Raw genomic sequence first — 18,849 nt, 5'->3', positions numbered from 1 at the left:
CCCGGCCGGCCCTCAGTAGGCCGTGGCCGCTCCGAGGTACTGCTCGGCGAAGGCCGTCGCCGCCGCGCGTGAGGTGAACAGCCTGCGCAGCCGGGCCAGGCTGGTGCCCGCGAGGAACGGATCGCCGGAGGCCGTGCCGTGGTAGATGCCGGACAGGAACTGCGAGAACTCCTGGTAGTCCCAGACCCGGCGCAGGCAGGCGTGGGAATAGCCCTCCAGGCCGGTGCCGTCGCCCTTCGTGGCGTGCGCGGCGAGCGCGTCGCCCAGCAGGAAGGCGTCGTGCAGGGCGAGGTTCATGCCCTTGGCGGCGATCGGCGCGGTCAGGTGGCCGGCGTCGCCGGCCAGGAAGAGGCGGCCGTACACCAGGGGTTCCACCACGTAGTCGTGCATGTCCAAGACGCGCTTCTCGATCAGCCGCCCCTCGGTGAGCGGCGGCGCCCCGGCCGCGCCGAGGCGTTCACGCAGCTCGTCCCAGATCCGGTCGTGCGACCAGTTCTCCGGATCGTCGCCCGGCGGGCACTGCAGGTAGTAGCGGGTGACCTCGGGGCTGCGTGCCATGTGCCCGGCGAACCCGTTCGGATGGACGCCGAACAGCACACAGTCCGAGGACGGCGGCGCCTCGGCGAGCAGGGCCAGCCACGCTATGCCGTAGTCCTGCCGGGCGATCCGTACCCGCCCGTCCGGTATCGCGTCCCGGGTCACCCCGCGCGCCCCGTCGCAGCCCGCCACGAACTCGCAGTGCAGGAGGTGCCGTTCACCGGTCGCGGGGTCGAGGTACGACACGACGGGCCGGTCCGTCTCCAGGCCGTGCAGGGTCACGTCCCGCACCCCGAACCTGATGTCCCCGCCGCGTACGTCGGCGTACTCCCGGACCAGGTCCGTCACCAGCAACGGCTGCGGATAGACGTAGTGGTGATGATCGGTCAGTTCGCCGTAGTCGAAGCGGAACCGCTCGCCGGCGAAGCGGAACTCGCACTCGCCGTGCACTTGTGCCCGGGCGATCAGGCCGCCGGCCAGGCCGCGCTGTTCAAGCCCGCGCACGGCCCATTCCTCGATGACCCCGGCCCGTGGCCGGGTCTCGATGAACTGCCTGCTCTCGGTCTCCAGGACCACACAGTCGACGTCGGCGGCCCGCAGGATGTTCCCGACGGTCAGCCCGGCGGGCCCGGCGCCCACGACGACCACCGTACGGCGTTCCTCGGAAGGGGAGCCGGGGTGGGGGGAGGGGTGCGTCACCCCCGCATTATGACGGTGTCCCGTCAGCCGCGGCAGTGCCGCCGCGGCTGACGGGACGCAGGTGAGGAGGAGGGGTCAGTGCGCCGGGGCGTCCGTGACCACGACCTCGTCGATGCTGCGCTCGATGTCCTGGGCCGTGGAGGCGGTGGCCTTGGCCCAGTAGTAGATGCCGATCGAGAAGGCGGCGATGACCAGGATGTCCCACCACAGCGCGATGTTGTTCTGGCCGCCGAAGCTGCCCTGCCAGGAGATCAGGCCCATGCCGATCAGGTAGACCGGCAGCCACTGCGCGGCCTTGAAGTCCAGCCGGGGCGCGTCCGGCAGGTTCTTGCTGTGGGCGTAGAAGGCGTAACCGCCGAGCAGCAGGTAGCCGATGACGATCGCGAGGCCGAGCCGCCACAGGATGTCCCAGCCGGACCAGTAGATGATCAGGTTGGCGACCACGAACGACAGCGGGGAGACGAACTTGCCGAAGGGCAGCCGGTACGGGCGCTCGTGCTGCGGCAGCTTGTCGGCGAAGACGCCGTACGCCAGCGGGGCACCGGCGTACATCAGCACGCTCGCCGAGGTGATGAAGCCGACCAGCTGCTGCCAGCTCGGGAACGGCAGGAAGCAGATCACGCCGGTCACGAAGGACATGACGAGACCGAACCACGGCACACCGCGGGAGTCGGTCCGGGTGAAGATCTTCGGCGCGTAGCCGTTCTTCGCCAGACCGTAGGAGACACGGGAGGTGGCGGTGGTGTAGATCAGGCCGGTGCCGCCGGGGGAGATGATCGCGTCCACGTAGAGGACCCAGGCCAGCCAGCCGAGGCCCACCAGGGTGGCGAGGCCGGCCCACGGTCCGCTGATCCCGGCGTACTTCAGGGCGTCCCAGCCGTGCGCGAAGGTGCTGTGCGGCAGCGCGGCGATGAACACGATCTGGAGCAGGACGTAGATCACGGCGCCGATCGCGACCGAGCCGAGGGTGGCGCGCGGCAGGTCCCGCTTCGGGTTGCGGCTCTCGCCGGCCAGCTGGATGGCCTGCTCGAAGCCGAGCAGCGCGAAGATGATGCCGCTGGTGCTGATCGCGGTCAGGACACCCTTGGCGCCGAAGGGAGCGAAGCCCTCCGAGTGGAAGTTCGAGGTGTGGAAGTTGCCGATGGCGATGATGAAGATCGCGGCCAGCGGAACGGCGATCTTCCACCAGGTCGCGGCGCTGTTCGTGTGCGCGAGCACCCGGACGCCGAAGAAGTTGACCCCGACGAACAGGGCCATGAGCACGACGGCCACCAGCAGACCGCTCGCGGTCAGGGTGCCGTCGGCGTGCTCCAGGTGCTGGGCCCACTTCCAGTGACCGGCGTAACCGATCATGGCCTCGACCTCGATCGGCGCCACGGTCGCCGCCTGCAGCCAGGAGAACCAGCCGAAGGACATGCCGGCCAGGCCGCCGAACGCGTAGTGCGGGTAACGGGCGGTACCGCCCGCCACCGGGAACATGCCGCCGAGCTCGGCGTGCACCAGTGCCAGGAGCACGATCGCGACAGCGCCGATCACCCACGAGATGATCGCCGCCGGGCCGGCCATGCCGACCGCCTTCTCGGCGCCGTACAGCCATCCGGAGCCGATGATCGAGCCCACAGAGGCCCACATCAGGCCGATGAGCCCGACGTCCCGCCTCAGACCGCCCGAAGGTGTGATGTCCTCCGTCGCGGCATTCTCGACACTCACCATGTCAAGTGGCCTCTCAGTTTCTGAACGCAGCTTTAACGAGCAAGAGGGCACAACTTAAGGGCGCGTGTCGTAACCGGAGAAGAGTGTTGCCGAAGATTTGACCCTCGATCTTTACTGTCTTGGTAAAAGCTTTTACACAGGTCAGCGAGGGTCACGGAATGTCCGTATTCAGTGGCGATATGTGAGAAGAAGGTAAGACAGGCAAGCTCAGATCTTCCTCAAATCCGGCTCAGATCCGGCCCAGGCGCGGTATTTCGATGGCCGGGCAGCGGTCCATCACCATGTCCAGACCCGCGGCCCGCACCCGCTCGTACGCCGCCTCGTCGACCACCCCGAGCTGGAACCACACCGCCTTCGCGCCCCTCGCCACCGCCTCGTCCGCGACCGGACCGGCCAGCTCGCTGTTGACGAAGACGTCGACGACGTCGACGGGGAAGGGGATCTCGGCGAGGGACGCGTAGCCCTGCTCGCCGTGCACCGTCTCCGCCTTGGGGTGGACCGGCACGATCCGCTTGCCGAACCGCTGCAGCACCTGCGCCACCCCGTACGCCGCCCGCCCCCGGTTGGACGACAGGCCGACCACCGCCCAGGTGTCACCCGTCCTGGTCAGAATCCTGCGGATCGTCGCTTCGTCGCCGTACACGGTCGGCCTCCTCGGCTCGGGGAACGTTCGCCGTGCCCAACAGCCGCCGCCGGACCCTGATTCCCCGCCCCGGCCGGGCTCGCGCAGTACCGTCGGGACAGTCCGCGTGACAGGGGGTGCCGCATGTCCCGCATGTCCCGCCACGGTGACCTGAATCGGCGCAAGGTGCCTGCGCAGGTCCCGCCGCCCGCCTACGCTCAGCCCGTGCTGCGCATCCTCGACGCCAAGACCGGTGAGACCGTCCCCGCCGTCCCCGCCCGCCGTGCCCTGACCCGGGTCGAGGTCCATGCCTCCGGGTACGACCTGACGGCGCTGCGGGTCCTGCTCACCACCGACCTCCTGCTGCGCGCGCTGGAACTCGGCGGCACCCCGGTCCTGCCCCTGCTCACCGCCGACCGCCACCAGGCCGAACTGCACGCGGCCGCCACCTCCCTCGGCATCCGCCCCTTCGAGGACGGCCGCGATCTCGCCGCGGGACTGGGCGAGGCGCAGGTCGTCCACGTCACGGCCGCGGGCGGGACCGTGGACGGTGCCGGCGTGACCGTCGCCGTCGCTCCCGCCGACGGCCCCGACGCCGGTGTCCTGGGCACGCTCGACGACCCCGCCGCACTCCGGCTCGCCCTCCTCGACGCCCCGCGCGGTGCGGCCGTCCACCTCGGTGCCGGCGCCCTCGACGCGGCCGGCCGGCGGCTCGGCAGGCTGCGCCAGTCGGTGGCGGCCTGGGCGCGCAGCCCCTCGCGGCCGGTGCCCGAGAAGGTCCGGGGACGGCTGCGGGACGCCTGGGAGGACGACCTCGACGTGCCGGGGGTGCTCGGCGTGCTGCGCTGGATGGAGGACCAGCCCGAGATCCCGGCCGGGGCCCGCTTCGAGACCTGCGCCTACGCCGACCGGCTGCTCGCCCTCGACCTCACCCGCGACCTCGGGCGGGTGGCGTGATCACCCGGGCGGGTGCGGGCCCGCTGCGCCGTCTGGTCGTCCTGCGGCATGCGAAGTCGGCCTGGCCCGAGGGCGTCCCGGACCGGCTGCGCCCGCTCGCCGACCGTGGCCGCCGCGACGCCCCCGCCGCCGGCCGGGCCCTCGCCGAGTCCGACTGCCTGCCCGACCTCGCGGTGTGCTCCACCGCGGTGCGCGCCCGGCAGACCTGGGAGCTGGCCGCCGGCCAGTGGGGCACACCGCCGCCGGTCCGCTACGACCGGCGGGTGTACGCGGCCGACGTGCCCGACCTGCTGGCGGTCCTGCGCGAGGTGCCGGCCGAGGTGGAGACGCTGCTGCTGGTCGGGCACAACCCCGGCCTGGAGGAACTCGTCCTCGACCTCGCGGGCGACGGCCTCGACGACACCCTGGAGCAGGTGCGCGAGAAGTTCCCGACGTCCGCGATCGCCGTCCTGGCCTGGCACGGCACGGCATGGGCGGCCCTGGCCCCGGGGACGGCGCTGCTGACGGAGGTGACGGTGGCCCGCGGGCGGAAGGAACGGAAGGAGTAGCGCACGGCGCCGCATAGGCTGGGCGGATGCAGGACGAGTACCGCACAGTCGCCCGCGCGGGCACGCACGAGACCGAGGTCAACCGCTCCCGCTTCCTGTGCGCCCTCGCCCCGGCGGCCACCGAGCGGGAGGCCCAGGACTTCGTCGCGGCGGTCCGCAAGGAGCACGCCGACGCCACCCACAACTGCTGGGCCTACGTCATCGGCGCCGACGCCGCCACCCAGCGGGCCAGCGACGACGGCGAACCCGGCGGCACCGCCGGCGTCCCCATGCTCCAGATGCTGCTGCGCCGCGACATGCGGTATGTCGTCGCCGTCGTCACCCGCTACTACGGCGGCGTCAAGCTCGGCGCCGGCGGGCTCATCCGTGCCTACGGCGGTGCGGTCGGCGAGGCCCTCGACACCGTCGGCACCCTCACCCGGCGCCGCTTCCGGCTGGCCACCGTCACCGTCGACCACCAGCGTGCCGGCAAGGTCCAGAACGACCTGCGCGCCACCGGCCGCGAGGTCCGTGACGTCCGCTACGGCGAGGCCGTCACCATCGAGATCGGCCTGCCGGACGCCGACGTGGCCGCCTTCAGTGCCTGGCTGGCCGACGCGACGGCGGGCACGGCACGCCTCGAACTGGGCGGGGAGGCCTACGGGGACGCGTGACGATCCGAACCGGTCCGCGCGCTGCCCGGGGCCGGTCCTTCGTTGCCGTGCCCGGACGTCGCCGACGAGCGGCGCGTCTCTCGTCCCACGGTGAGGGATTTCGTCCCCCACCGCACCGCGGTCGCACTCGCTGACACCCACCGGATACGCCCGCGCCGGGTGCAACCGGAGTGCCCTGCGTTGCCGTCGGAACCCTTAACTGGGCGCTTTTATAAGGGTAGTTGGTGTGCGCTTTACTTACGCCACACTGTCCCTCCACGGATGCGGCACAGGCGAAAAGGGGAGTGATGCATGGACGGGTGGCGACCAGTCCTGGCCGCGGCGGCCGGGGCGCTGCTGCTGGCGGGGTGCACGAGCGAGCCGGGCAACGCGGCGGCGGGCGGGAAGACGAAGGGAAGTCCCAGCGCCTCGCCCTCGCCCTCGGTGTCGCCGTCGGCGACCGACGCGAGCGAGCCGTACACGCTCGCGGAGGAACGGGCACCGAAGACGCGGGCCGAGGCGGTCGCGTTCGTCCGTGGACTCGATGTGCGGCCCGACTACTTCGGTGCCGGGTACCGCAGACGCGAGCCCTTCGAGAGTGATCCGGCCGAGTGGGCCGTGCTCGGCGAGGACTGCCTGTGGCGGCGCGAGGCGTTACCGGACACCGCGCTGGCCAGCCTCACGCGGGCGTACGAGCTGCCGGAGCAGGACGGCAAGGGGGCGGTGTACGTGTCGTTGACCGTCACCGTGCACGAGAGCACCGTGGCGGCGCGGCGCGACATGGCGAGGTCGATGGAGTCGGCGCTGCGCTGCCCCGAGCAGCGGCTGAACACCACGGACGTGGTGCGCGGGCTGTACTCCCAGGTCGACGCCGCCGGCGACGGCCGGAGCCCGATCTCCGAGGACGACCTGGCGGAGCTCGGGGAGTGGATCGCCGACGGCGAGAGCAGCGCGCACCCCTTCGACTGGCACAAGTTCCGGCTCGGCCCGGTCACCGTGGCCGCGACGGCCCGGCACGGCGCGGGCCGGAGCAAGGAGGAGGACGACACCGTCACCGGCGGGGTCTACCAGGGAGTGAGTCTGGTGGCCACCGAGATCGACCAGTGGGGCGCCGCGGGCGGTGACGCGGACGGCACGGAAGAGCCGGTCGCGACGAAGGGGGCGGAACAGTGAGTGAGTCGTTGCGGTCCTCCGATCCGTCCCGCATCGCGGGGTTCCGGCTGTTCCGGCGGCTCGGCGCGGGTGGGATGGGCGTCGTCTACCTCGGGCGCAGCGACGCGGGCGCCCTCGCCGCGGTCAAGGTGATCCGGGGGGAGAGCGCAGGTGACGACGCCTTCCGGGCGCGGTTCGCGCGGGAGGTGGAGCTGGCGCGGCGGGTGGACAACCCCTGGGTGGTGCCCGTCCTGGACGCCGACGCCGAGGCGCGCGAGCCCTGGCTGGCCACCGCGTTCGTCCCCGGGCCGGCCCTCTCCGAGGCGGTCGCCACGCACGGCCCGCTGCCGGCGCGTGTCGTCGGCGTCCTCGGCGGCCTGCTGGCCGGGGCGCTGGAGGCGGTGCACGCGGCCGGTCTGGTGCATCGGGACGTCAAGCCGGGCAACGTCCTGCTCGCGCTGGACGGCCCTCGCCTGATCGACTTCGGCATCGCGCGCGCGGCGGAGGACACGGCGCTCACCGCGTCCGGGCTCGTGGTCGGCACGCCCGGATTCCTCGCCCCGGAGCAGGCCGAGGGGCGGCCCGCGACACCGGCGAGCGATGTCTTCGCGCTGGGCTGCGTCCTGGCCTACGCCGCGAGCGGAACCCCGCCGTTCGGCACCGGCACGCCGGACGCCCTGCTGTACCGGACCGTCCACGACGAGCCCGAACTCGGCGGTGTGGAAGGCGAGTTGCGCACCCTCGTGGAGCGCTGCCTGGCCAAGGACCCCGATGCCCGGCCCACGGCCGACGAGATACGACGCCTGCTTGCCGAGGACGTTCCGGACGGCTCCGGCAGTTGGCTGCCCGATTCCGTCGCCCGCATGGTTGCCACGCGGGCAGCCGAGAGCCTGGCCCTGCCCGACATCGAGCCCACGGCCGTGGACGGGACGGACGCCCCTGACCCGGCGGACGCGCCCGACCCGGCGGACACCCCCGTCCGCCGCCCCGGTAGGCGGCGCCTGCTGCTCGTCGGCGGTGCGCTGCTGCTCGCGGGCGCGGGCACCGGAGCGGCGGTGTGGGCGTCGGAGGACGACGACAAGAAGCCGTCCGGCAGCACCCGCCCCGTGTACGTCCTCGGCGTGCACACAGCGGCCGACTCGGCCCACACCGCCGTCAGCCGGGCCTGTGAACGCGCCGCGCGTCTGGCCGTCGCCCAGCACAACGCCGCACCGAAGCGCGCCTACGACCTGAAGGTGCAGGTCCGCGCCGACCGGGGCGACGCGGAGTCGGCCCGGAAGGTGGCCCTCGCGTTCACCGCCGACCGGAATGTCGTCGCCGTGCTGGGCCCGGTCGCCGAGATCCCCATGGGGGCGGCCGCAGCCGTCTACGGCGAGGCGGGGCTGACCCATGTGTCCAGCACCACGGGCCACCAGGACTACTTCGCGACGTCGCCGAAGACCTCGTTCCAGAGCAGCGCCTCGCATCTCGCGCTCGGCAGCTGGATCGCGCTGCATGCCCAGGTGAGCGGTCAGGTGGCGACGGCCGGCATCGTGATCGACCGGGCCGGGGGCTCCATCGTGCAGGACCAGGGCACCTCGCTGATCAGGGGCTGGCGCGAGAGCCTCGGCGCGCAGGTCCTCCCCCGTGTCGTCGCGGAGGGGACGAACGACGGCCCGCAGGCGGTCCGTGACCTGCTTGCCGACCGTGTCGGGGACTTCGTGTACCTGGGTCCCCTGGACGCCACCGTCCGCGCGGCCGGGGAACTGGCGGCGGCCGGCTTCACCGGGCCGCGCTGGATGCAGCACGAGCTGTACGGCTCGGACTTCCCGCGCCTCGCGGGTACCGCGGGCGAGGGCTGGTACGTGGTCACCTCGGCCGTGGACCCCTCCGTACTGACGACGCAGCAGGCCAAGGACTTCACCGCGGCCTGGCGCAAGCGCTACGGCGGCACTCCGGAACCGTACGCCACCGAGGCGTACGACAGTGTGCGGATGCTGCTCGCCGAGTTCGCCCGCACGGTCCCGGCCGGGGCCCGTCGCCGACCGGTCCGTGCCGAGCTGGCCGAACGGCTGGCGAAGGCGAAGTACACCTACAAGGGCATCGCCCGGACGTACGCCTTCGGCACGTATCACCAGTACGACAGCACCGAGGACGGCTGGGCGGCCGGGACCTTCGTCCACCAGGTCCGCGACGGGGCCTTCCACCAGCTGGGCTCGCTCGCCGACCTGATCCACGCGGCGAGCGCGCAGAAGAGCTGACGGGCGCCGACGGCGGATGCGGGCCCACGGCGTTGAAGGCCGACGCCGTTCAAGGCCGGGGGCGGTTGAAGGCCGACGGTGGTCGAGGGCCGGGACGGGCCGCTGTCGGGAGACGGTGGGAGGGGATACTCGGAGTGACGATGTCGGCCGGAGCCCAGGAGTGGGGACGGCCGGGGAACGGAGGCGGCTGAAGTGGAGCGGCTTCTGCCGTCCGACCCCTCGGTGATCGGCGGGCACCGGCTCGCGGGGCGGCTCGGGGCGGGCGGCATGGGCGTCGTCTATCTGGCGCGCTCGCCGCACGGTGCCTGGTGCGCGCTGAAGGTGATCCGCGCCGAGTACGCCGACGACCCCGGCTTCCGGGCCCGTTTCCGACGGGAGGCCGAACTCGCCGCGGGCCTCGCGGTGCGGTGGACGGTGCCGGTCGTCGGGGCGGACGCCGAGGCGCGTGAGCCGTGGCTGGCCACGGCCTACGTGCCCGGCCCGTCGCTGGCCGAGGCCGTAGCGCTGCACGGGCCCTGGCCCGAGGCGCAGCTGCGCAGCCTGGGCTCCGCCCTGGCCGAGGCGCTGGACGGGGTGCACACGGCCGGTCTTGTCCATCGCGACGTCAAGCCCGCGAACGTACTGCTCGCCGTGGACGGGCCGCGCCTGATCGACTTCGGGATCGCGCGGGCCGTCGGCGCGACCGCGCTCACCGCGGACGGCTCCGTCGTCGGCTCTCCCGGCTTCCTCTCGCCCGAGCAGGCCCGGGCGCGCACCGTGGGCCCGCCCAGCGACGTCTTCTCGCTCGGCTGTGTCCTCGCCCACACGGCCACCGGCCGGCCCCCGTTCGGCACCGGCGGAGCCGCGGCCGTGCTGTACCGGACCGTGCACAAGGACCCCGACCTGGACGGCGTACCGGAGGGGCTCGACCGGATCGTCCGGCGGTGTCTGGCCAAGGAGCCGGAGCTGCGCCCGGGTACGCGTGAACTCCTCGGCGTCTTCGGCGGGTTCGCCGCGGACGGGTGGCTGCCCGAGGGGCTGCCCGCCCTGGTCGCCGCGCGGGCCGCCCGCGTCCTCGACCTGCCCGTGCCCGATCCGACCGTGCTCTCCGGGCCCGCCTCCGCCGACTTGGCCGAGGTCCCCGAGGACCCGCCCTCGCCCACCCGGCGGCGGCTGCTCGTCGCGGGCGCCGCGCTCGGGGTCACCGCGGCGGGCGGGGCGGGAGCGTGGTGGCGATGGGGCCGCGGCAACGCGGCCGCGAACACCGGTTCCGCCCGCCGGACCCGCCATGTGCTCGCGCTGCTCGGCAGTCCGGACGACGCCTTCCACCAGAACCAGACACGCGGTGCCCGCCTCGCCGTCGAGCAGCACAACAAGGACGCCGGGCGCACCGTCGACCTCGTGCTGCGCACCGCCGACGACCGGGGCACCGCGGCGGGATGCGCCGCGGCGGCCGCCCGGCTGGCCGCCGACCCGGCGGTGTCCCTGGTGATCGCCACGGGCGGGAACGTGACCGCGCCCGCGGCCCTGCCCCCGTGCACGGAGGCCCGGCTGACCCTGCTGATCGTCCGCGCCGACGCCGAGGACCTGCAGGGCGTCAAGATGACCACCGGGCTCGTCCTGCGCACCACCCAGTCCACCGGCCCGCCCGGGGCACTGCTCTATCTGAACCGGGCCGTCAAACCGGAGCGCACGGTGGTCGTGCACGACCTGGCCACCGAGAAGGAGAGCCTGACCACGGTCCGTATCGCCACCGTCCACGGCAAGCTCGACGGCGAGACCGCGGTGGAGGACGTCGCCGCGGACGCGGACTTCACCGCCGCCGCCCGCCATATCGCCACCCGACCCCAGGACGCCGTCCTCTTCGGCGGGGTCCGGCCCGAGCGCGCCGCCGCCTGCGCCCGCGCGCTGCGCGACGCGGGCCACCGGGGCGCCCGGGTCGGGGGCGAGCACGTCCTCGGCGCGTCCTTTCTCGCCGTCGGAGAGGACTGGCGGATCGGCGCGGGCTACACCGACGCGAGTGCCGACCCCCGCACCAAGGCGTTCGCCGCCGCGTTCCGTACCCGCCACGGACAGGCCCCCGGCCCCTGGGCCGCCGAGGCGTACGACGCCGTCCGCTTCGCCGCACAGGGGCTCGCCTCCCTCGGCGACGACGACCGGTCCGCCCTGCGCGGGGAACTCCTGCGCAGCCCCTGGCAGGGCATCACCCGCCGCATCGCCTTCGACGCCGTGGAGCAGTACTTCCAGGTCGAGGAGGACACCGGCGAGTTCCTGTACCGCGTGACCGGGGGAACCGCCCGTTTCGTGACGCGCTCCGACGAGATCGACGCGCAGACGTGACCCAGGTCGCGCGACCCGGGCACGTGGGATTCCGTGCTCCGGGGTGATGTGAGGTATGTGGTGGACCAGGGGGCCGCATGCGTTAGCGTGGCCGGGTGTGAAGGGCGAGCCCTGTGCTGGTTCGTGCTGGTTTCAGAGGCGCAGTAGGGGTGGACGTGCGGGTCGGAGCGGTTTCATGAGGTTGCTGCACACTTCCGACTGGCATCTTGGCCGGGCGTTCCACCGGGTGAACATGCTCGGCGCCCAGGCCGGGTTCATCGGTCACCTCGTGACGACCGTACGCGAGCAGGCCGTGGACGCCGTGGTCGTGTCGGGAGACGTGTACGACCGCGCGGTCCCGCCGCTGGCCGCGGTCGAGCTGTTCGACGACGCCCTGCACCGGCTCGCCGACCTCGGCGTGCCCACGGTGATGATCTCCGGCAACCACGACTCGGCCCGCCGCCTCGGCGTCGGCGCCGGTCTCATCGACCGTGCCGGCATCCATCTGCGCACCGAACCGTCCGCCTCCGGCACCCCCGTCGTGCTCACCGACGCCTTCGGCGACGTGGCCTTCTACGGGCTGCCCTACCTCGAACCGGCCCTGGTGAAGGACGAGTTCGGAGTCGAGAAGGCCGGGCACGAGGCTGTGCTGGCCGCCGCCATGGACCGGGTCCGCGCCGACCTCGCGGCCCGTGCGCCCGGCACCCGGTCCGTCGTCCTCGCGCACGCCTTCGTCACCGGCGGCGAGGCCAGCGACAGCGAGCGGGACATCACCGTCGGCGGGGTGGCCGCCGTCCCCGCCGGCGTCTTCGACGGCGTCGACTACGTGGCGCTGGGCCACCTGCACGGCTGCCAGACCATCACCGAGCGCGTCCGCTACTCCGGCTCCCCGCTCGCCTACTCCTTCTCCGAGGCCGAGCACCGCAAGAGTATGTGGCTCGTCGACCTCGCCGCCGACGGCACGGTCGCCGCCGAGCGGCTCGACTGCCCGGTCCCACGTCCGCTGGCCCGCATCCGCGGCACCCTGGACGACCTCCTCGCGGACCCCGCCCTCACCCCCCACGAGGACGCCTGGATCGAGGCCACCCTCACCGACCCGGTCCGCCCCGCCGACCCCATGGCCCGCCTCACCGACCGCTTCCCGCACACCCTCAGCCTGGTCTTCGCCCCCGACCGCGCACCCGACGACCCCGACGTCTCCTACGCCCGCCGCCTGGCCGGTCGCACCGACCGCCAGATCGCCGAGGACTTCGTGGCCCATGTCCGCGGCGCGGGCCCCGACGAGCGCGAACTGGCCGTGCTGGGCGACGCCTTCGACGCCGTGCGCACGGACGGCGCGGTACGGGAGGTGGCGCGGTGACGACGCGCCCGCGACGGAACACGGAGGCCGCCCAGTGAGGCTCCACCGGCTCGACGTCACCGCCTTCGGTCCCTTCGGCGCCACCCAGGTTGTCGACTTCGACGCGCTCTCCGCCGCCGGGCTCTTCCTCCTGCACGGCCCGACCGGCGCCGGAAAGACCTCCGTCCTGGACGCCGTCTGCTACGCGCTGTACGGCACCGTCCCCGGCGCCCGCCAGAGCGGCCAGGGCCTCACCCTGCGCAGCGACCACGCCGACCCGGCCACCCGCACCGAGGTCCGCCTCGAACTCACCGTCGCCGGACGCCGGCTGGAGATCACCCGGCAGCCGCCCTGGGAGCGCCCCAAGAAACGGGGCTCGGGCACGACGCTGGACAAGGCCCAGACCTGGCTGCGCGAGTACGACGCGATCGCCCGCGCCTGGAAGGACCTCAGCCGCTCGCACCAGGAGATCGGCGAGGAGATCACCCTGCTGCTCGGCATGAGCCGCGAGCAGTTCTGCCAGGTCGTCCTGCTGCCCCAGGGCGACTTCGCCCGCTTCCTGCGCGCCGACGCCGGCGCCCGCGGCCAACTGCTCGGCCGGCTCTTCGACACCCAGCGCTTCGCCGACGTGGAGAAGCGCCTCGCCGAGCGCCGGAAGGCGACCGAGGCCCGGGTGCGGGAGGGCGACTCCGCGCTGCTGGCCGACGCGCACCGCATGCAGCAGGAAGCCGGCGACGCGATGGAGCTGCCGGAACTGGCCCCGGGGGAGCCCGGCCTGGCCTCGGCCGTCCTCGCCGCCGCGGCCGTGGCCCGCAGCACCGCGCGCGAGCGCCTCACCGTCGCCCACTGTCGTCTCAGCGCCACCGAGTCCGCCCACTCCGCTGCCGACCGCGCGCTGGCCGACGTCCGCGAACTGGCGCGGCTCCAGGGCCGGTTCGCGGAGGCGCGGCAGCGGGCGGTACGGCTGGAGGAGCGGGCCGGGGCCCATCGCGAGGCGCGGGCGCGGATGGAACGGGGGCGCAAGGCGGAGGCGGTGGCGCCGGCGCTGGAGCTCCGGGAGGCCGCCGAGGCCGGGCATCGCGGGGCGGCCGCCGCCGAGCTGCGTGCGCGTGCGCTGCTGCCGGAGAGCTTCGCGGAAGCCGGTGCGGCAGGGCTCGCCGGCGCCGCCCGTCGGGCCGCCGAGGAGCTGGGCGGGCTGGAGTCCGCGCGCCGTTCTGAGCGACGGCTCGCCGAGGTCGTCGACGAGCGCGGCCGCCTGGACCGGCAGGAGCGGGACGACGAGGACGTCCTGCGCGAGGCCGCGGGCTGGCTCGCCGCCTGGGACGCCAGGCGCACGCGACTCCAGTCCGGTATCGACGCCGCCCAGGAGGCCGCGACCCGCGCCGAGCAGCTCGCCGTGCAGCGCGACCCCGCCCGTCGACGGCTGGCGGCGGCGCGGCTCCGCGACGAGCTGGGCCGGGACACCGACGAGGCCCAGCGCGCGGCCCTCGCCTCCGCACAGCGCGCCGTGGAAGCGCGCACGCACTGGCTCGACCTCAAGGAACAGCGGCTGAACGGCATCGCCGCCGAGCTGGCCGCGCAACTCGCCGACGGTGAACCGTGCGCCGTCTGCGGAGCCACCGAACACCCGGCGCCGGCCGAGAAGTTCGCGGGCCACGTCGACCGCGAGGCCGAGGAACGCGCGCTCGCCGCCCAGCAGCGCGCCGACGAGCAGCGCGCCCGGGACGAGCGGCGACTCGGCACCGCACGCGAGGCACTGGCCGCCGCCACCGCGGAGGCCGGAGACACCCCGACCGAGCAACTGGCATCTCAGGCAGACCAGTTGGAGCAGGCGTACGCCCAGGCCCGGCGGGCCGGCTCCGCCCTGCACGCGGCGCACGAGGAGCTGCGGCTGGCCGAGCAGGAACGCGAACGCCGACTGGCCGAACGGCAGCAGGCCGAGGTCCGGGCCGCCGCCCGGCTCACCCGCCGCGAGGGCCTCGACGCGGAACAGGCCGCCCTGGAAGAGGAGTTGGACCGGGCCCGGGGGAGCGCCATCAGCGTGTCCGCACGGGCCGCGCAGCTGGAGCGGCAGGCGGCGCTGCTCACCGACGCCGCCGACACCGCACGCGCTGCCGAGGACACCGCCCGGCATCTCAAGGACGCCGACGCCCGGCTCGCCGACGCCGCCTACCGGGCCGGTTTCGACACCCCGCAGGCCGCGGCCGCCGCCCTCCTCGACGACACCGCCCACCGCGAACTCCAACGGCGCCTGGACGACTGGCAGTCCGAGGAGGCCGCGGTGCGTGCCGCACTGGCGGAGGCCGACACCGCGGCCGCCGCCCAGCAGCCGCCCGCCGACCTCGACGCGGCGAAGGGCACCGCCGACCTGGGCGCCCGTCGCCTGCGCGACGCCGCCTCCGCCCGCGACCGGGCCGCCCGCAGCTGCGCCGAGCTCGACCGGCTGTCCGCCCGCGCCACCGAGGGCGTGCGTCGACTGGCCCCGTTGCGCGAGGAGTACGACCGGGTCGCCCGCCTCGCCGCCCTCACCGCCGGCACCTCCGCCGACAACGAGCGCCGGATGCGTCTGGAGTCGTACGTCCTGGCCGCCCGCCTGGAACAGGTCGCCGCCGCCGCGACCGTCCGTCTGCAGCGCATGTCGTCCGGCCGCTACACCCTGGTCCACTCCGACGACCGCACCGGACGCGGCCGCAGCGGCCTCGGACTGCACGTCGTCGACGCCTGGACCGGACGCGAGCGGGACACCGCCACGCTGTCCGGCGGCGAGACCTTCTTCGCCTCCCTCGCGCTCGCCCTCGGCCTCGCGGACGTCGTCACCGACGAGGCGGGCGGCGTCAGCCTCGACACCCTCTTCATCGACGAGGGCTTCGGCAGCCTCGACGACCAGACCCTGGACGAGGTCCTCGACGTCCTCGACTCCCTGCGCGAACGCGACCGCAGCGTCGGCATCGTCAGCCACGTCGCCGACCTGCGCCGCCGCATCCATGCCCAACTGGAGGTGGTGAAGGGGAGGACGGGCTCGGCCCTGAGACAGCGCGGCATCTGAGGAGCGCCCCGTAAGGGGCGCGGGGAACTGCGCGACCAGCCCCGGCGGCGCCGCGGACGACCGAAGTCCCAACGCGGCACACCCCGCGGAGCGCTCAGAGAACAGGCTCGGCCCTGCGAAGCGCCCCGCTGGTTGCGCGGATCGTGCACTGCGGGTCGGTGGGGGCTGGTCGCGCAGTTCCCCGCGCCCCCTACGGGGGCCGAGCCTAGATGCCGACGGCCCGGCGCGGAAGCGGCGACGAGTACACGACGCTCGTCGTCACCGAGCCCAGCGTGCCGATCCGGCCGGAGATCTCCTCCAGGTGGCGCATCGAGCGGGCGGTGACCTTGATGACGAAGCAGTCGTCGCCCGTGACGTGGTGCGCCTCCAGGATCTCGGGGGTGACGGCGACCAGGTCGTGGAAGGGCTTGTAGTTGCCGTTCGGGTACCGAAGACGGACGAAGGCGAGGATCGGCAGGCCGAGCCGCTCCGGGTCGACCACGGCCGCGTACCCCTGGATCACGCCCGCCTCCTCCAGACGGCGCACCCGCTCGGTCACCGCGCTCGGGGACATCGCCACGGCCCGCGCCAGCTCGGCGAAGCTGGCCCGGCCCTCGCGCTGGAGGACCTCGAGGATGCGCCGGTCGGTGGCGTCCGGGGAAAAGTCGGTCATGGGGGATGGATAACAGGGAATCCCCGGCCGGGCAAGGTCGGGGCCGTGGATCGCGTCTTCAGCGTGCCCTGTCGCCCTCGTAGATTTGCGGCCAAGGAGATCCGCCGCACCGACGGCGGCCGGCGAAAGGCCTCACATGACCGACACCACCGTCAGCCCCGTCCTGCGCGTCGCCCCCGCCGCCCCCGCCGAGGCCGCCGCCCACTTCCGGGCGAGCCTCGCCTTCCACGCCGACGTCTCCGACGTGGCCGCCGCCCTGGCCGCCGGCGGCGACCCCGGCTTCGTCGTCCTGGACTCCCGCTCGACCGAGTCCTGGGACCAGGGCCACATTCCCGGCGCCGTCCACCTGCCCACCGCGCTCGTCCCCGAGCAGGCGGCCGAACTCCTCGACAGGGCCGTGCCCGTGGTGACGTACTGCTGGGGTCCCGGCTGCAACGGCGCGACCCGCGCCGCCCTCGCGCTCGCCGAACTCGGCTATCAGGTCAAGGAGATGCTCGGCGGATTCGAGTACTGGGTGCGTGAGGGCTTCGAGTTCGAGACCTGGCAGGGGCGTGAGCGGCGCGCCCCGGACCCGCTCACGGCCCCCCTCGCGGGCGACTGCGGTTGCTGATTCCCGGAGGCGAACCTGTGCCCTCGCTGTCCGTGTAGGTTCACCCCATGACTCGATATGCGGATCCAGGCGCGGTGGAGTGGGTGGAGTCGGGCGGCGGCCCGCTGGTGGCGGTCCCCGAGACGGTCCTGCCGTTCTGGGCCGGCGCCGACAGCGAGGACCTGGCCACCGACTACGACCGGGCCTGCGAGGTCGACGGCTACGTCGGACTGCTCCCGGTCGGGGACAGCACGGCCCTGGTCCTCGGCGACGAACCCGCCTCGACGTCCTTCCTGCCCGACCACGGCACCTTCGTCCGCTGGTCCGCCGCCAACTCGGAGGAGGAACTCCTGGCGCAGGTGCCCGCCGCCCTCGACGGCGCGGTGTGGGAGAACGAGATCCGCTGGCAGGTCCCCGGCCCCGTCGTCCTGTTCGACTCCGCCTGGCCGGGCGGCGAGGCCGAGGGCGGCGACCATCTCCGGGTCCCGCTGGAACCCGGCACCTACGCGGTGCGGGCCGCCTACACCAGACCCGGCCCGGAAACCTGGCTGGGTCTGGTGCAGTTGCGCCGGCTCCCGTCCTGACCGACCGTCACTTGACGCCGTCGATCGCGATGTTGAGGTGCCGCGGGCCGCGCAGCACGGCGTTCGGACGGTAGGGCGGCGGGTCGGTGACGAGCCTCGGGTTGTCGAGTCGGCGGGCCAGTTGGGCCAGCGCGATCTGGGCCTCCAGGCGGGCCAGTGGGGCGCCGAAGCAGCTGTGGATGCCGCTGCCGAAGCCGAGGTGCTGGATGTCCTGGCGGTCCGGGTCGAAACGGTCGGGATCCGTGAACCGGTGCGGGTCCCGGTTGCCCGCGCCCAGCACCAGCCAGATGCGCGACCCCTTGGGGATGGTCACCCCGTGCACCTCGAGGTCGGTGATGCAGGTGCGCTGCGGGAGCAGTTGCACCGGCGGCTCGTAGCGCAGCAGCTCCTCCACGATCCGCACCGACAGCCCCGGGTCGTCGCGCAGCCGCTCCAGGTACTGCGGGTACCGCAGCAGCGTCAGCATGCCGTTGGTGATGAGGTTGACGGTGGTCTCGTGCCCGGCGATGAGCAGCAGCACCGCCGTGCTGAGCACTTCCATGGTCGTCATGGCGCCGTCCGGACCGCTGCTGTGCACCAGGTCGGACAGCATGTCCTCGCGCGCCTCCTTGGTGCGCTTCTCCACCAGCCCGTTCAGGTACATGCCGAGCTGCAGCCGGGCCTCCTGCGCGGTCCGCTGGGATTCGGCGGCCGTACGGGAGTCGGGGTCCAGCCCGGCGACGATCGGGTCGACCCAGGCCCGGAACCGGGGCTCGTCCTCCCGCGGCACGCCGAGCAGCCGGCAGATCACGGTGACCGGGAAGGGGTAGGCGACCTGGTCGACCAGGTCGAACTCCCGGGCGTCCCCGAGGCCGTCGATCAGCCCGGTGATGATCTCCTCCAGCTGGCCCCGCATGTCGTCGATCCGGTGCGGCCGGTGCGGCGGCCCGAAGGAGCCGTTGGCGATCCGGCGGAGCCGGTCGTGCTCCGGCGGGTCCAGCCGGATGAAGCTCGGCGGGAGTCCCGTCGCCTCCGGACCGGACAGCTCGTCGTTCCCGCCGGCGGTCACGTTGGACTCGTCGGAGCTGATCCGGGGATCGTGGAGCAGCGCCTCGATGTCGTGGTAGGTGCTGATGAGGTAGGGGCCGTCCTCCTCCTCGTGCAGCACCGGCGTCTTGCGGAGTTCCTCGTACAGCGGGTACGGGTCGGCGCGGTTCGCGAAGTCGGTGATCTGGCGCAACATCGAGGTCTGCGTCATGACA

Annotated in this window: 15 protein-coding genes; 10 read left to right on the top strand and 5 right to left on the bottom strand. The window is 73.5% G+C overall.

Translation table 11 applies throughout. From position 1 onward, the window contains the following. Positions 1–12: 12 nt before the first annotated feature. From ABZ887_RS36515 to ABZ887_RS36505, 3 genes are all read right to left on the bottom strand, one after another. Positions 13–1,236: a 4-hydroxybenzoate 3-monooxygenase gene (locus tag ABZ887_RS36515; protein WP_361299387.1), complete on the bottom strand. Its 1,224-nt coding sequence runs from the start codon at positions 1,234–1,236 to the stop codon at positions 13–15. Positions 1,237–1,311: 75 nt separating this feature from the next. Beyond that, positions 1,312–2,946, bottom strand: a complete 1,635-nt coding sequence (locus ABZ887_RS36510) for an APC family permease (protein ID WP_361299384.1) — start codon at positions 2,944–2,946, stop codon at positions 1,312–1,314. 232 nt (positions 2,947–3,178) lie between these two features. Further along, the gene (locus ABZ887_RS36505; RefSeq protein ID WP_361299381.1) at positions 3,179–3,592 is read right to left on the bottom strand and encodes a CoA-binding protein; all 414 of its coding nucleotides are present in this window, start codon (positions 3,590–3,592) and stop codon (positions 3,179–3,181) included. Positions 3,593–3,796: 204 nt separating this feature from the next. Here ABZ887_RS36505 and ABZ887_RS36500 point away from each other — a divergent pair, with 204 nt between their 5' ends. From ABZ887_RS36500 to ABZ887_RS36465, 8 genes are all read left to right on the top strand, one after another. After that, complete coding sequence (locus ABZ887_RS36500; RefSeq protein WP_361299613.1) at positions 3,797–4,528, top strand: hypothetical protein; 732 nt, start codon at positions 3,797–3,799, stop codon at positions 4,526–4,528. Further along, a complete protein-coding gene (locus ABZ887_RS36495) occupies positions 4,525–5,076 on the top strand; it encodes a histidine phosphatase family protein (protein ID WP_361299378.1) in 552 nt (183 codons plus the stop codon). The genes ABZ887_RS36500 and ABZ887_RS36495 overlap by 4 nt, the downstream gene beginning before the upstream one ends. 26 nt (positions 5,077–5,102) lie before the next feature. Beyond that, on the top strand, positions 5,103–5,729 hold the full coding sequence (locus tag ABZ887_RS36490) for a YigZ family protein (protein ID WP_361299375.1): 627 nt from the start codon (positions 5,103–5,105) through the stop codon (positions 5,727–5,729). A gap of 291 nt (positions 5,730–6,020) precedes the next feature. Continuing rightward, positions 6,021–6,881: a hypothetical protein gene (locus ABZ887_RS36485; RefSeq protein ID WP_361299372.1), complete on the top strand. Its 861-nt coding sequence runs from the start codon at positions 6,021–6,023 to the stop codon at positions 6,879–6,881. Next, positions 6,878–9,100, top strand: a complete 2,223-nt coding sequence (locus ABZ887_RS36480; protein WP_361299369.1) for a bifunctional serine/threonine-protein kinase/ABC transporter substrate-binding protein — start codon at positions 6,878–6,880, stop codon at positions 9,098–9,100. The genes ABZ887_RS36485 and ABZ887_RS36480 overlap by 4 nt, the downstream gene beginning before the upstream one ends. 192 nt (positions 9,101–9,292) lie before the next feature. Further along, complete coding sequence (locus tag ABZ887_RS36475; protein ID WP_361299366.1) at positions 9,293–11,419, top strand: bifunctional serine/threonine-protein kinase/ABC transporter substrate-binding protein; 2,127 nt, start codon at positions 9,293–9,295, stop codon at positions 11,417–11,419. Between the two features lie 175 nt (positions 11,420–11,594). Continuing rightward, positions 11,595–12,758: an exonuclease SbcCD subunit D gene (locus ABZ887_RS36470; RefSeq protein ID WP_361299363.1), complete on the top strand. Its 1,164-nt coding sequence runs from the start codon at positions 11,595–11,597 to the stop codon at positions 12,756–12,758. Between the two features lie 34 nt (positions 12,759–12,792). Then, entirely contained in the window at positions 12,793–15,783 is a 2,991-nt protein-coding gene (locus tag ABZ887_RS36465; RefSeq protein WP_361299360.1) for an SMC family ATPase, read from the top strand. Positions 15,784–15,988: 205 nt separating this feature from the next. Here the strand turns inward: ABZ887_RS36465 and ABZ887_RS36460 are convergent, their stop codons facing one another. Next, positions 15,989–16,435 (bottom strand): Lrp/AsnC family transcriptional regulator, encoded by a 447-nt coding sequence (locus tag ABZ887_RS36460; protein WP_361299357.1) that lies wholly within the window; start codon positions 16,433–16,435, stop codon positions 15,989–15,991. 136 nt (positions 16,436–16,571) lie between these two features. Between ABZ887_RS36460 and ABZ887_RS36455 the strand changes: the two genes are divergently transcribed. After that, a complete protein-coding gene (locus ABZ887_RS36455) occupies positions 16,572–17,045 on the top strand; it encodes a rhodanese-like domain-containing protein (RefSeq protein WP_361299354.1) in 474 nt (157 codons plus the stop codon). A 47-nt stretch (positions 17,046–17,092) separates the two neighbouring features. Next, on the top strand, positions 17,093–17,608 hold the full coding sequence (locus ABZ887_RS36450) for an immunity 21 family protein (RefSeq protein WP_361299351.1): 516 nt from the start codon (positions 17,093–17,095) through the stop codon (positions 17,606–17,608). A 7-nt stretch (positions 17,609–17,615) separates the two neighbouring features. Here ABZ887_RS36450 and ABZ887_RS36445 read toward each other — a convergent pair whose 3' ends face one another. Continuing rightward, a complete protein-coding gene (locus ABZ887_RS36445) occupies positions 17,616–18,845 on the bottom strand; it encodes a cytochrome P450 (protein ID WP_361299348.1) in 1,230 nt (409 codons plus the stop codon). Between the last annotated feature and the right edge of the window lie 4 nt (positions 18,846–18,849).

The sequence above is a fragment of the Streptomyces sp. NPDC047061 genome (assembly GCF_040643955.1).
Lineage (GTDB): Bacteria > Actinomycetota > Actinomycetes > Streptomycetales > Streptomycetaceae > Streptomyces.
Note: the sequence above shows the minus strand (reverse complement) of the source record. Positions and strands in the feature narration are given on the sequence as shown.

What these genes read in the sequence shown, in the direction of transcription:
- ABZ887_RS36470 (WP_361299363.1), top strand. Translation starts at nt 11,595, where the DNA reads ATGAGGTTGCTGCACACTTCCGACTGGCATCTTGGCCGGGCGTTCCAC.
- ABZ887_RS36450 (WP_361299351.1), top strand. Translation starts at nt 17,093, where the DNA reads ATGACTCGATATGCGGATCCAGGCGCGGTGGAGTGGGTGGAGTCGGGC.
- ABZ887_RS36455 (WP_361299354.1), top strand. Translation starts at nt 16,572, where the DNA reads ATGACCGACACCACCGTCAGCCCCGTCCTGCGCGTCGCCCCCGCCGCC.
- ABZ887_RS36445 (WP_361299348.1), bottom strand. Translation starts at nt 18,845, where the DNA reads ATGACGCAGACCTCGATGTTGCGCCAGATCACCGACTTCGCGAACCGC.
- ABZ887_RS36460 (WP_361299357.1), bottom strand. Translation starts at nt 16,435, where the DNA reads ATGACCGACTTTTCCCCGGACGCCACCGACCGGCGCATCCTCGAGGTC.
- ABZ887_RS36485 (WP_361299372.1), top strand. Translation starts at nt 6,021, where the DNA reads ATGGACGGGTGGCGACCAGTCCTGGCCGCGGCGGCCGGGGCGCTGCTG.
- ABZ887_RS36490 (WP_361299375.1), top strand. Translation starts at nt 5,103, where the DNA reads ATGCAGGACGAGTACCGCACAGTCGCCCGCGCGGGCACGCACGAGACC.